Here is a 12,768-nt window from a genome sequence, read left to right as displayed (position 1 = left end):
GGCGGTGACGGTGGCGCCGTTCTGGGGGCATGCCGGCGCGGTGTCCGCGGTGGCGGTGACACCCGACGGGCGTTCGGTCGTCAGCGGGGGCGCGGACGACGGCACGGTGCGGATCTGGGACCGGTCGACCGGCCGGGAACGGCTCCGCCTCACCACCGGCGCGTCCCGTGTGATGGCACTGGCGGTGACGCCGGACGGACAGCAGGTCGTCAGCGGCGACGACGGCGGCGCGGTACGGATCTGGGACCTGGACACGGGCCGGCAACGCGCCAGTTTCACCCATTGGCTGGAAGATCCCGCGGACGGATCGGCGGGGCACGACGACGTGACGGCGGTGGTGGTCACCCCCGACGGGCGGCGGGTGGTCAGCGCCGGGTGGCGCGGGCCGATCCACGTGCTGGACCTGGACGGCGGCCAGCCGGTGGCGACCATCGACGTCGCGAACGTGCTGGGCTTGCGCTCACCCCCGACGGAACGCATGTCGTCATCTCCCAGATCGTCGACGCCTGGTTGCTCCGAATACACGACCTCGCCACCGGTCATCAGGTCGCTGAACATGCCTTCGGGTTACCGGCCAGGTTGGCGCTGACACCGGATGGCACCCAGGCGGTCGGCGGATGCGCCGACGGAACGGTGCGGGTCTGGGACCTGGCCACCGCCCGCGAACAGGCCTGCCTGTATCCCGCCGGGCACGCGGAGAGCACTGAGGGCACGGAGAACGCGGAGAACGCGGAGGGTTCCGGCCGGGCGCCGGGGCTGACGGCGATGACGTCGTTGGTGCTCGCGGCGGACGGCAGGCAGGGCGTCAGCGGCGGCTACGACGGGCTGGTCCGGGTCTGGGACCTCGCCGGCAGCCGGGAGCAGGCCTGCCTGAGCGGCCACCATGGCGCGGTCCAGGCCGTGGCCCTCACCCCGGACGGCCGGCAGGTCGTCAGCGGGGGCGCGGACGGGGTGGTGCGGCTGTGGGACCTCGCCGACGGCACGGAGCGGGCGGCCCTGACCGGCCACACCGGTGAGGTGTCGACGGTCGCGTCAACGCCGGATGGCAGACGGGTCGTGACCGGCGGTGGCGACGGCATGCTGCGGATCTGGGAACGGGAGACCGGCGAGGAGCAGGCCCATATCCGTCCGGGGGAGACACCAGCGACATCACAGGCGCCTTTCGTCGGACCTGACCGGATGTCGGCGCTGGCCGTGGCGCCGGACGGCCGGTGGGCCGCCAGCGGCGACCCCTCCGGGGCGCTGCGGATCTGGGATCTCGCCGGCGGCCGCCGCCTCGGGTGCCTGACCAGCGACGGCGTCCCGGTGTGGGCAGTCGCCGTCACTCCCGATGGCCGACGGATCGTGACCGGCCACGGCGACGGCACGGTCCGGCTCTGGGAGCGGGACCGTGAGCAGGACCGGGATGCCGGCAGGGATCGGCAGGTCGCTCGAGAACACACCCGTCGTAGACGTCGACGAGCGCTCTGGGAGCGGCTGTTTCCGGGCCGGGAGATGGCGGTGACCGCGCTGGCCGTGACCCCGGACGGCCAGCGGATCGTCTGCGGCGATCTGGACGGAACCATCTGGGTGGCGGGCCTCGACGGCGACCGGCAGCGTCAGCTTGGGCGGCACCGACACTGGGCGTCCGCGGTGGCCGTCACTCCGGACGGCCGTCAGGCGGTCAGCGGTGGCGGCGACGGGACGGTGCGGCTGTGGGACCTGATCCGTAGCCGTGAACAGGCCCGTCTCACCGGCCATGTCGGCGATGTGCGGGCGGTGGCGGTAAGCCCGGACGGATCGGAGATCGTCAGCTGCGGCGGCGCCGGCGGCGCGGCGGCGCGAGGGCTGGGCGGCGACGGGACGATCCGGATCTGGGACCGCGCCAGTGGCCGACAACTGGCCTGCCTCACCGGCCACACCCGCGGGGTCGCGGGTGTGGCCATCACCCCGGACGGCACCGAGATCGTCAGCGTCAGCGAGGACCACACGATCCGGGTCTGGGACCGGCGCGGTCTGCGGCAGGTCCGAGGCGGCGCCCCCGGTGATCACTCGGCCGCGGCTAGCCACCCGCCGGTCTCTTCAGCCCGTCGATGACGACGTCGAGCAGAAGGGCGGTGCGGCCCCGGAAGGCGGAGTGTTCGGCCATCGACGCGACCGCTCCCACGAGCGCGAAGACGTCCGGGCCGGTGATGTCAGCCCGGACGGCGCCGGCCTGCTGGGCGTTCTCGACCAGGCCGGCGCCCGCGTTCTGCAGCGCGGAGCAGGACGCGAAAAGCGCCGATGTCGGGTCCTGCAGGGTCGCGACCAGCGAGGCCGGTAGACCGCGGTAGACGCTGGCGCCGGCGGCGAGCTCGTGGAGCCATCTGGTGAGGGCCTGTTCGGGTGGGTGGGTCGCGCGCAGGCTGCCGGCGAGCTCGACGAGCCGTTCGAAACCCTGGCGCAGCAGCGTCTCCAGGAGCGCCTCGCGGGTCGGGAAATGCCGATAGAGGGTGCCCAGACCGACGTCGGCGCGGCGGGCGACGTCGCGTAGGGACGCCTGCACGCCCTGCTCCGCCAGCACGACCGCCGCGGTGGCGAGGATGTGGTCGTAGTTGCGACGGGCATCCGCGCGCCGGTCGCGGTGACCGGGCGAGTCCGGTCCAGCGCTCACGCCGTCCACCGAGGTTGAAATCGGAGCAGTGCTCCGTCTAGCATCCGGAGCGCCGCTCCGGAATGTGGTGACCTTCGTCTGACGATCAGGAGACGACCTCGCATGAAAACCATCCTCGTGCACCGCCCCGGCCCGCCCCGCGAGCTCCAGCTCGCCGACGTCGGCCGTCCAGAGCCCGGCCCGGGTGAGGTCCTCGTGCGGGTGCACGCCGCCGGGGTGAACCCGCCGGACTGGTACGCGCGGTCCGGGCTCGCCTCGATCCCCGCGGAACTCCGACCAGTCGTCCCTTTCCCGTTCACGCCAGGGACGGACGTGTCCGGCGTCGTCACGGCCACCGGGCCCGGCGTCACCGCCTGGGCGGTGGGGGACGAGGTCTTCGGGCTGCTTCGCTTCCCCACCGAGATAGGCGCGTCGAAAGGCTACGCCGAGTACACGACCGCACCGGCCACGGAGCTCGCGCGCAAGCCGGCCGGAGTCAGTCACATCGAGGCCGCGGCTGTCCCGATGGCGGGCCTCACGGCCTGGCAGTTCATCCGGGACCATGCTCGTGTGACCCCCGGGAGCACCGTGCTGGTCAACGGCGCCGCCGGGGGCGTCGGGCACCTCCTCGTCCAGTTCCTGCGCGTTCTCGGCGCCCGGGTGATCGCCGTCGCGTCGACGCGGCACGAGGAGTTCCTGCGTGGGCTGGGTGTCGACGAGTACATCGACTACACGACAACCCAGGCCACGGACGTCGTGAAGGATGTCGACGTCCTGTTCGACACCGTCGGAGGGCCGAACGCCCACCGCCTCACCCCTGCGATCAGGGACGGTGGCGTGCTCAGCCCGGTGTTCTACGGCGACTTCGGCGAGGAGGAGCTGGCCCGGCGCGGCGTCCTGATTCGCAGCGGCCAGGTCCGCTCCGCCGGTGACCAGCTGGCTGAGATCGCCGCACTCCTCGAATCCGGTGCCGTGCGGGCCGGTATCGACAGCGTCTTCCCGCTCGCCGAAGCCTGGCGGGCACACGAGCGGGCCGAGCAGGGCCACATCCAGGGGAAGATCGTCCTGGCGGTGGCCGAGTAACGCCTGACGCCTCAGACGCCAGACGCCAGACGCCAGAAGTCAGGCGTCAGGCGTCCAACAGGCGGCGCAGGCGCGTGCGGGCGCGGCGCAGGCGTTGCCGGACGGCCGCCGGGGTGATCCGCAGAACGCCGGCGATCTCGTCCGCGGTCAGGCCGTCCCAGCAGGAGAGGGTGAGAACCAGCCTGTCGGCCTCGCTGAGCCGCGCCAGCCCGGCCCGGATTTCGACGGCCTCGTCGGTCATCACGTCGTCAGCCATCGCAGCGCCGGTCAGCGCCTCTCGCGTCGGGACGACCGTGGCGAGATGGTCTCGCAGGCGGTCGGCGAGTGCGGCCCGGCGGGTCTGGGAGCGGCGGTGGTTGGCGAGCGTGTGGCGGGCCACGCCGAACAGCCAGGCAGCCGCCGCGTCGTCGTCGGACGGGAGGTCGCCGACCCGGCGCCAGGCGGTCATCAGGACGTCGGCGAGCAGGTCGGCGGCGTCCGCGGGCGGATCGACACGGCGGGCGAGAAACGCCAGCACCCGCGGACCGACCACATTGACCAGACCGGTGAACCGCTCCTCCACCGAGGCTGCCGGGCCTGGTGCGGACATCTCCGGATCCGTCGCGGATGTGGTTCGGACAGACGGCGACGTCGCGAGGAACGACGACGTCGCCGGGAACGCGGCGCGGGTCAGGCTCTCACCGGTCACGGGGTGGCACCGATCCAGTCGGCGTCGCAGTTCGCCGCCAGGTTCTGCCGCACCGGACCCTCGTCGCCACGCGCCGCCGCGTCGGCCATATTGCGAAGCCAGTCCCGAACGCCACCTCCGTCGGTCGCGATGACAATCGGCCAGGACGCCATACCGCCCATCACCTCGACCGCGCGGTCGACCCGGCCGCTGTCACCCGCCTGGCGGGCGACGAGCCATTCGTAGTCCCAGACACATTCCGCGTAGAACGCGAAGGCCGCCCGGACCCCGGTGACCTGCATCAACGCGCCTTCCCGCTGGCCGTTCGCGACACTGTTGTCGATGACGGGCTGCCAACTACGGCCAGCCGGCAACGGGATGTCGTTCGGTTGCAGCGATTCCATGACCTCCCGGAAGTCCGAGGCACCGGTGTTGAGCCACTCGCTCGTGTCGTTTTCCGTCATCCCCGGCGAGCCGAACATTCCGGTTCGTGCAATGAGGTCGTTGCCGAAGGTGAACGCCGCCGTTCCCAGCAGGGCCACGGCCACCAGCGCGGCGACCACCACACGCCGCCCTCTCGCACCGATCCGACCGGCCTCAGTCCGACCGGCGTCAATCCGCCCCGCGGTGATCGGTTTCTCGTCGGCTCCCGGTGCCCGGGTCAGGCTGTAGCCCAAAGCCTGCGCGGTCGCAGTGCGGTGCACGGATCCGGCGGCAGGCACAGCGGGCTCGGCAGGCCCCGTCCGCACCACCGCACATGCAAGCTCGTCGACGAGGCGGGCGACGTCCTCGCTGCTGGTGAGGTCGGGCGCGAGCGGGTCCGCGGAGCGCACCCGCTGGATCAGTTCACCGCCTTCGGGACGATCGGTTCTCCGTCGCCTCATCTCCTGATCAACCTCCGCTGTCGACGTGGTCGGCCGACCAGAACATGTCCGGCACATCTGCCGGTGTGACACCGCCGCCCTCAGCGGCATGGCCCGATCCGGGGATGTCACCATCGCAGCGTGGTTGTGCATGCCGGCGCAGTGGCCGGGGCGGATGTCTTCACCAACCAGCGCGAGTACCCGCTCAGGTTCGGGTGGGGCGGCGAGGATCTCGCGGTGCTTGCCCGGGCTGGATGTGTCCTTGTCGTCGTCGACGTCCTTAGGTTCAGCACAGCGGTGTCGGTCGCCGTCGCGCGCGGTGCCCGGGTGTGGCCTTATCGCTGGCGCGATGCGTCCGCGCGTGGGTTCGCCGTGGAGCATGGCGCGGCGCTGGCAGGTAGCCGGGATGATCCGTCCAGCCGGTGGTCGCTGTCGCCGGCGAGGCTGACCGCCATCCCGGCCGGTACGCGGCTGGTGCTGACGTCGCCGAACGGGGCGACGCTGTCGGCGCGGGCCCAGGAGCTGGGTGCCGCCGCCGTGATCGCCGGCTGTCTACGCAACGCGGCTGCGGTCGGCGGGTGGCTCGCCAAACGGATCGGCGCGGGGCAGGCCGTGGCGGTCATCGCCGCCGGGGAACGTTGGCCGGATCCGTCCGGCACCCCGCACCTGGGTCCGTTGCGGCCGGCGGTGGAGGACCTGCTCGGCGCCGGCGGCATCATTGCGCGCACCGTTGACGCGGGGGGACTACCGACGTCCGCGGTGTCACCCGAGGCACGGGCGGCGATGGCGGCGTTCCGCGCCGCGGCGGCGGATCTGCCCGGCGAGCTGATGGCCTCGGCCTCCGGCCAGGAACTGCGGGCCCGAGGCTGGGATGACGACGTGCTGTGCGCGGCACATGCCGACGCCGACGACGTGGTGCCCATCCTGCGCGACGGCGCCTACGAGCGCAGCGCCGCAGGCAGCTGAGGTCGGCTGAGGCCGGCTGGGATTCGGCCGGTCAGCCGAGGTCCGTGCGTACCAGCGCACGGATGACGTCACGGGCCTCGCGCGGCGCCGCGTCGAGCAGTCGTGGCAGGTCTCCGCCGCCACCGGGTAAGGGGCACTTCCCGACCGACCGGAGGCGGCATCTGTCCGGTGACAGCTGGTGATGTTCGAGTGTGGCGGCGTTTGACTTCTCCACGATCGCCAGCAGGTTCCCGGCGGAAGACGCGAACCAGACCGCGTGCCGTTCCGTCGAAAGACCCATGACGACGAGGACGCACCGCGGCGCCGGGCTGGTGGCGGCCGCCATTTCCCTGGCTGCCGTGGCTGCCGCAGCCACGGCGTGCGCTGGAACCGACGGCACCGGACAGCCCGACCGTCCGACCCACACCTCCGACATCACTGACACCACCGTCCCGGGTCACAACCCCGGAACCGTGGCCATCCGGGTGGATGTGCTGGGCGGCATGGTCGCCCCGGACACGCAGGCCGTCCGGCTACCGAAGGTGGTGGTCTACGAGGACGGCCGGGTGATCAGCCAGGATCCGGCGTCCGCCGTGGAGCCGGGGCCGGCGCTGCCCGCAGTCCAGCTTCGGCGCATCTCGGCCGCGGACGTCCGCGGGCTCGTCGAACGCGCCGTCGCGGCCGGTGCCGGTGGCCACCGGGACTTCGGCCAGCCGCGGATCACCGACTCGTCGTCGACCCTGTTCACCGTCCGCACCTCGGATGGTGTCCGGACGACGTCGGTGTACGCGCTGTCCGAGTACTCGCACGTGATCGGTGGCAGCGGACTGACGGCGAGGCAGCGATCCGCGCGGAAGGATCTCCAGCGGCTGCTGGACGCGCTGATCGATCTACCAGCCACGCTCGGCCCCCGTGCGGTCAGCGATGCCGGGCCGTACGTCCCGGCCGCCGTGGCCGCGCTCGTCGAACCTGTGCCCGCCGAATCTGCGCCCATCGGCCCTGTGTCCGCCGGCCCTGTGTCCGCCGAGTCTGCGCCAGCCGGCCCCATGGCCGTCACCACCGCGAGCGGGCCGGCCTGGCCCGGGCCGCCGCTTCCGGGTGAGCCGTTCGGTTCGCTCACCCGGATAACCTGCGCCACGGTCCGCGGCGACCAGGCGCGGGCGGTGCTGGCGGCGGCCAGCACCGCGGTGAGCACCGCCCTGTGGACGTCCGACGGCAGGCAGTGGCGGATCAGGTTCCGCCCGCTGCTGCCGGAGGAGTCCGGCTGCGCGGACCTGCTGCCCTGAGTTCGCGGGACGTGCCGCGTCTGGCCAGAACTCACCCACGATCGGGGACCACCCACTGGGGATCACGCGCCGTCGCACAGCCCCTGCAAATCAATCAAAAGCGATAAAAAGGGCCCGGAGGCGCTCGGCAATCCGCAAGATTTGAGGATTTTGGTTGTCAGTACGACTAAAATCCTCAACCTTTGCTCGACAGCGACAGCGGCGGCCTCACATTCGGATTCCGCGGCGGTCAGGTGCCGGTGTGCCAGTGCTGGATCTCCAGTGCGGCGGCGACCGGGATGAGGTTGTCGGCGAGCGGCACCGGTAGCAGACGCTCGGCGCGGGCGAGTCGGCGCAGCAGGGTGTTGCGGTGGGTGTAGAGCCGGGCCGCGGCGGCGGTGGCGTTGCAGCCGGCGGCGACGAAGGTGCGTACCGCCTCGCGAAGCTCGGGCGGGGCGGTGGCGAGATCCCCGAGGGCGCCGGCGACGAACTGGTCGGCGCGTTCGCGGTCGGCGGTGAGCAGCGCGACGAGCTCCACATCGGCGTAGGTGGCGATCTGGCGCGGGGCGCCCAGCCGGGCCAGCATCCGCTGCACGGTGAGGGCGTCATGATGGCTGCGCCGGAACCCGTCGAGGTCGACCCGGCGGCGGCCGATCGCGATGCGGGCGGCCGGGATCTCGGCGGCGGTGGCGTGCAGCCGGGCGAGGTCCGGCTCGCCGTGGACCCAGACCCAGCGGGTCGCGGCGCTGGCGAGCACGGTCAGTGGCCGGGGGTCGCCGGCGGCCACGGCGAGCAGGTCGGCGGCCCGGTCGAGGTCGGCGAGGTCGATGTCGGGGTCGTCGCTCCAGATGACGGCCGCCCAGTGCGCGCCTTCGAGGCGATAGCCCAGCCGCTGCTGCGCACGCTGCGGGGACAGCGGCGCCCCGTCCAGCAGCAGGGTGACGGCCTCGCGGCGCTCGGCGTGGGTGCCGTGGGTGAGGTCGGCACGTTCCCGGTCCATCTGGGCGGCGATCGCGTCGACGGTGTCCTCGATGTAGGTGGCGATCGAGCGGCAGGAGACGTCCAGCAGGACCTGCAGCTCCTCCGGGTCGGAGGTGAGGGTGAACACGATCTCGATCCAGTAGCGCAGGGCGACGCTCTGCCCGGATCGGTAGGCGCCGAGCATCGCGTCGTCCAGGCCGCGGCGGACCAGGTCGCGGGCGACCGCGAGCGGCACATCCCCCAGATCGGCGGGTACCCGCTCCCCCGGTGCACGGATGTTTGCCGCCGCCCAGTAGCGCAGGTTCGAGCGGTTGCTGCGCCGGATGGCCGCGGCGAGCACCGGGTCCTCGGCGACCTGCTGGCGGGCCGGCCCGGCGAGGGTCGCCGCGTCGAGCTCGTCGAGCCACTCCGGCTTGGGATGAAGCACCAGCTCGGCGCCGCGGCGCAGCAGCTCGCGGATCCGGCTGGGCGGAAGGTCCCAGGACACGACCCGAACCTACGGCAGGCAGTGCAATCTGCACCAGTTTCCATCCAGGATGGTGCACTGCATCCCTGGCGGATCGCGCGCGGCAGCGACACCATAAGTCCCCATACGGTGCTTGATGCCGGCTGGGAGGTCACCGAATGTCGCCGAACCCCGACTCCGCCGCGCACGCCCGCGGCTCTGCCGAGCGCACGCGCAGCCTCCCCGAGCAAGTCGGCCTTCCCGAGCAGGCCAACCTTCCCGAGCACGTCGACGTCCTCATCGTCGGGGCGGGGATCTCCGGTATCGGCGCGGCGTACTACCTGCAGCGGGACCATCCTCGGCGCAGCTACGCGATCGTGGAGGCACGCGGGGCGATCGGCGGCACCTGGGACCTGTTCCGGTACCCGGGTATCCGCTCCGACTCCGACCTGCACACGTTCGGCTACGAGTTCAAGCCGTGGCGCGGCGACGGATCACTCGCCGGTGGCGACGAGATCCTCACCTACCTCCACGAGACCGCGGCCGAGTTCGACATCGCGAGCAGGATCCACCTTCGGACGAAGGTCGTCGGCGCCTCCTGGTCGTCCCCCGACGCGCGCTGGACCGTCGAGGTCGAGGTCGGCGACGACAACAGCAGCGGTGAAAGCGGCAGCGGCGGCGAAAGCGGCGGCGGATCACTCGGCGGCGACGGTGAAGGCGGCCGGTCCGGGACCCGCCGGACGCTGACCTGCTCCTGGCTGTTGTCGGCGACCGGCTACTACCGCTACGACGAGGGCTACACCCCGCGGTTCGAAGGCCGGGAACGGTTCCGCGGGCAGATCGTCCACCCCCAGCACTGGCCGGCGGATCTCGACTGCGCCGGGAAACGGGTCGTGGTGGTCGGCAGTGGTGCGACAGCGGTGACGCTGGTCCCGGCGCTGGCCGCCACCGCGAAGCACGTGACCATGCTGCAGCGGACGCCCACCTACATCCTGCCGATGGCCAGCAAAGACGTGCTGTCCATCGGGCTGCGGCGCGCGGTCGGCGCGGAACGCGCGCACGCGATCATCCGCCCCCTCTACATTTTTCGCCAGCAGGCGATCTGGCGTTTCTGCCGGCGGTATCCGACGGCGGCCCGCCGCATCCTCCGCCGGCTGACCAGGATGCTGCTGCCCGCCGGTTATCCGGTCGACGAGCATTTCAACCCGCCGTATGACCCGTGGGATCAGCGGCTGTGTATCGCCCCCGGTGCCGATCTTTTCCGGACGATCGGCCGCGGTGCGGCCTCGGTCGTCACCGACCGGATCACCGAGTTCACCGAGGACGGTGTGCTGCTGGAATCCGGCCGGGAGCTGGCGGCGGATGTCATCGTCACCGCGACCGGGCTGAACCTGAAATCGCTCGGCGACGTGAGCCTGGATGTCGACGGGGAGCCGGTGCGGCTGCCGTCCACCGTCTCCTACAAGGGCCTCATGCTTTCCGGCGTGCCGAACTTCGCCTACCTGGTCGGCTATACGAACTCCTCCTGGACGCTCAAGGTCGGCCTGCTCGCGCAGCACCTGTGCCGCCTGCTGGCCCATATGGACGCGAACGGCTACGACACAGCCTGCCCGGCGGTCACCGGCCCAGCACTGAGCACCCAGCCGTTCCTCGATTTCGGCGCCGGCTACATCCAGCGTTCCATCGACGAGCTGCCCCGGCAGGGCGACCGGGCACCGTGGCGGACGTCGTTCGACTACTTCGGTGATGTCAGGCTGCTGCGGCGGATGCCGGTGGAGGACGACGAGCTGCGGTTCACCCGAGCCCGGCAGGCCCCGACCCCGACTCAGACGCTGACACCGGCCTCGGCGCTGACAGCAGCCCCGGCATCGGCACCGGCCTCCGCTGGGCAGGACGAGCGGTTCTGCGACCTGCCCAACGGGATGCGGCTTTGCTATCGGATCGACGAGCCGGATCAGTCCGACCGGTCCGGGCAGAGCGGCCAGAACGGGCAGAGCGGGCAGAGCGGCCGGAACGATCCGGGTGGCGCGGTCCCGGTGCTGCTGATCGCCGGGCTCAGCCTCGACCTGGCGTCCTGGCCGGAGTCGATGGTGGCCGGCCTGCTGTCCAGTGGCCTGCGAGTCATCCGGTTCGACAATCGTGACGTCGGTCGGACGACGTTCCCCGCCGCGTCACCATCGCCGCCTCCGCCGGGCCGGGCCCGGCTGCTGCTGGCCCGCCCCCGCCCCGACGCCTACAGCCTGGCCGCCATGGTCGAGGACACGGTGGGGCTGCTCGACCAGCTCGGCGTCGCCCGCGCCCATGTCGTCGGCATGTCGATGGGCGGCATGATCGCCCAGTCGCTCGCCGCCCGCCACGGGGAGCGGGTCGCCACCCTCACCTCGATCTTCTCCACCACGGGGGCGCGTCAGGTCGGACAGCCGGCCCGGTCGACGCTGCGGCTGATGGCCAGGCGCCCGCCCCGCGACCGCGAGGAGGCCGTGGCCCGCCATCTGGCGCTGCTCGGGCATATCGGGTCGGCCACCTACCCGCCCGATGTGGACGTCGAATCCGACTGGGCCGCCCGGGCCTGGGACCGCGGGCCGGGCCCGCGGGGACGGGCCGGGGTCGCCCGGCAGATCGGCGCGATCCAGGCCTCGGGCAACCGCACCGCCTCGCTCGCCGCCGTCACCGCTCCGACCCTGGTCATCCATGGCGACGCCGATCTGATGGTTCATCCCAGCGGCGGCCGGGCCACCGCGGCGGCGATCACGGGAGCGCGGCACGTCGAGATCACCGGCCTGCGCCATCACCTCGCACCGGGCGTCGTCGACCAGCTCGTCGAGCTCATCACCGACCACACCAGCACAGCCCGCGCCAGCACAGCCCGCCCGGCCGGCGAGGCCCCGGCGGCCGGCAAAGCCCGAACCGCCCGGTCGGGAGCGGCCCAGCACGGAGGAGAAGCACGCTGACCACCTTCCACAGCAGGGTCGCCGTCGTCACCGGCGCCGCGTCGGGTATCGGCCGCGCCCTCGCCCTGGGCCTCGCCGGCCGGGGCGCCCGGCTGGCCCTGGCGGACATCGACGACGCCGGCCTCGCCGAGACCGCCGACCTGGTCAAGGCGGCCGCCGGTGCCGACGTGCCCGACCTGCACACCAGCCACCTCGACGTCAGTGACCGCGCCGCGGTGGAGGTCTTCGCCACCGAGGTCAACGCCCGCTTCGGGTCCGTCCACCAGCTCTACAACAATGCCGGGATCGCCGGCGCCGGTACCACGATCCTCGACTCCGACTGGACGGTCTTCGAGCGCGTCCTGTCCGTGAACCTGTGGGGTGTGCTGCACGGCACCAAGGCGTTCCTGCCGTATCTGATCGCCTCCGGCGACGGCCATGTCATCAACATCTCGAGCCTGAACGGATTCATGGCCCAGCCCGAGCTCGGCCCCTACTGCACCTCGAAGTTCGGGGTACGGGGCTTTACCGAGACCCTGCGCATCGAGATGCTGCAGGGAAACCATCCGGTGCGGGTCACCGTCGTCCACCCGGGCGGGGTGAAGACCAACATTGCCACCGCCGCGCTCGCGGAGGCGCGGCGCCGAGACCTGGAGATCACCGACGAGCAGCTTCGACGTGCCCGACTTTACAACGAAAAGCTACTGAGGCTTCCCGCGGAGAAGGCCGCGACCACAATTCTGCGGGGCGTCGAGGCGAACCGACCGCGTATCCTCGTGGGCACCGACGCCAAGATCACCGATGCCGTGGTGCGGCTTTTGCCACGACAGTACCCGGCGCTGGCGCACCGTCTCCTGCGCCGCGCGCTCCCCTAGCGACCCGCCGGGATCCCGCGCCGCCGCACGACGCCAACAACTATCGCCAACAGGCGCAAACTGGGGTGCACGATCACCTGACGATCCACAGGAAGTGAAGATT

Annotated in this window: 12 protein-coding genes; 7 read left to right on the top strand and 5 right to left on the bottom strand. The window is 71.9% G+C overall.

Features of this window, described 5'->3' with window-relative positions; translation table 11 throughout:
* Positions 1 to 4: 4 nt before the first annotated feature.
* Complete coding sequence (locus tag AWX74_RS02875; RefSeq protein ID WP_131799391.1) at positions 5 to 589, top strand: WD40 repeat domain-containing protein; 585 nt, start codon at positions 5 to 7, stop codon at positions 587 to 589.
* Complete coding sequence (locus tag AWX74_RS02870) at positions 580 to 2,076, top strand: WD40 repeat domain-containing protein (RefSeq protein WP_091271315.1); 1,497 nt, start codon at positions 580 to 582, stop codon at positions 2,074 to 2,076. The genes AWX74_RS02875 and AWX74_RS02870 overlap by 10 nt, the downstream gene beginning before the upstream one ends.
* Here AWX74_RS02870 and AWX74_RS02865 read toward each other — a convergent pair.
* Positions 2,042 to 2,632, bottom strand: a complete 591-nt coding sequence (locus AWX74_RS02865; protein ID WP_091272016.1) for a TetR/AcrR family transcriptional regulator — start codon at positions 2,630 to 2,632, stop codon at positions 2,042 to 2,044. The genes AWX74_RS02870 and AWX74_RS02865 overlap by 35 nt on opposite strands.
* Positions 2,633 to 2,734: 102 nt before the next feature.
* Between AWX74_RS02865 and AWX74_RS02860 the strand changes: the two genes are divergently transcribed.
* On the top strand, positions 2,735 to 3,694 hold the full coding sequence (locus AWX74_RS02860) for an NADP-dependent oxidoreductase (protein ID WP_091271314.1): 960 nt from the start codon (positions 2,735 to 2,737) through the stop codon (positions 3,692 to 3,694).
* Positions 3,695 to 3,740: 46 nt separating this feature from the next.
* Here the strand turns inward: AWX74_RS02860 and AWX74_RS02855 are convergent, their stop codons facing one another.
* Positions 3,741 to 4,382: an RNA polymerase sigma factor gene (locus AWX74_RS02855; protein WP_091271313.1), complete on the bottom strand. Its 642-nt coding sequence runs from the start codon at positions 4,380 to 4,382 to the stop codon at positions 3,741 to 3,743.
* On the bottom strand, positions 4,379 to 5,245 hold the full coding sequence (locus AWX74_RS02850) for a hypothetical protein (protein WP_091271312.1): 867 nt from the start codon (positions 5,243 to 5,245) through the stop codon (positions 4,379 to 4,381). The genes AWX74_RS02855 and AWX74_RS02850 overlap by 4 nt, the downstream gene beginning before the upstream one ends.
* Positions 5,246 to 5,365: 120 nt before the next feature.
* Between AWX74_RS02850 and AWX74_RS02845 the strand changes: the two genes are divergently transcribed.
* Complete coding sequence (locus AWX74_RS02845; protein ID WP_242666046.1) at positions 5,366 to 6,190, top strand: 2-phosphosulfolactate phosphatase; 825 nt, start codon at positions 5,366 to 5,368, stop codon at positions 6,188 to 6,190.
* Positions 6,191 to 6,221: 31 nt separating this feature from the next.
* Here AWX74_RS02845 and AWX74_RS02840 read toward each other — a convergent pair whose 3' ends face one another.
* On the bottom strand, positions 6,222 to 6,470 hold the full coding sequence (locus tag AWX74_RS02840) for a hypothetical protein (protein WP_131799390.1): 249 nt from the start codon (positions 6,468 to 6,470) through the stop codon (positions 6,222 to 6,224).
* On the opposite strand from AWX74_RS02840, the gene AWX74_RS02835 reads away from it, so the two are divergent.
* Positions 6,469 to 7,455, top strand: coding sequence for a hypothetical protein (locus AWX74_RS02835; RefSeq protein WP_091271309.1), 987 nt, complete (start codon positions 6,469 to 6,471; stop codon positions 7,453 to 7,455). The genes AWX74_RS02840 and AWX74_RS02835 overlap by 2 nt on opposite strands.
* Before the next feature lie 229 nt (positions 7,456 to 7,684).
* Here the strand turns inward: AWX74_RS02835 and AWX74_RS02830 are convergent, their stop codons facing one another.
* On the bottom strand, positions 7,685 to 8,902 hold the full coding sequence (locus AWX74_RS02830; protein ID WP_091271308.1) for a PucR family transcriptional regulator: 1,218 nt from the start codon (positions 8,900 to 8,902) through the stop codon (positions 7,685 to 7,687).
* Between the two features lie 137 nt (positions 8,903 to 9,039).
* Between AWX74_RS02830 and AWX74_RS42780 the strand changes: the two genes are divergently transcribed.
* Both AWX74_RS42780 and AWX74_RS02820 read left to right on the top strand, forming a co-directional pair.
* Entirely contained in the window at positions 9,040 to 11,811 is a 2,772-nt protein-coding gene (locus AWX74_RS42780; protein WP_091271307.1) for an alpha/beta fold hydrolase, read from the top strand.
* Positions 11,808 to 12,665, top strand: coding sequence for an SDR family NAD(P)-dependent oxidoreductase (locus AWX74_RS02820; RefSeq protein WP_091271306.1), 858 nt, complete (start codon positions 11,808 to 11,810; stop codon positions 12,663 to 12,665). Before AWX74_RS42780 ends, AWX74_RS02820 begins: the two co-directional genes overlap by 4 nt.
* Positions 12,666 to 12,768 lie beyond the last annotated feature (103 nt).

The sequence above is a fragment of the Parafrankia irregularis genome, assembly GCF_001536285.1.
GTDB lineage: Bacteria > Actinomycetota > Actinomycetes > Frankiales > Frankiaceae > Parafrankia > Parafrankia irregularis.
The sequence above is the reverse complement of the archived record's forward strand: the minus strand, read 5'-3'. Positions and strand labels throughout refer to the sequence as shown.

Coding starts and splice junctions, on each gene's coding strand:
- AWX74_RS02860 (WP_091271314.1), top strand. CDS start 2,735: ATGAAAACCATCCTCGTGCACCGCCCCGGCCCGCCCCGCGAGCTCCAG.
- AWX74_RS02840 (WP_131799390.1), bottom strand. CDS start 6,470: ATGGGTCTTTCGACGGAACGGCACGCGGTCTGGTTCGCGTCTTCCGCC.
- AWX74_RS42780 (WP_091271307.1), top strand. CDS start 9,040: ATGTCGCCGAACCCCGACTCCGCCGCGCACGCCCGCGGCTCTGCCGAG.
- AWX74_RS02850 (WP_091271312.1), bottom strand. CDS start 5,245: ATGAGGCGACGGAGAACCGATCGTCCCGAAGGCGGTGAACTGATCCAG.
- AWX74_RS02835 (WP_091271309.1), top strand. CDS start 6,469: ATGACGACGAGGACGCACCGCGGCGCCGGGCTGGTGGCGGCCGCCATT.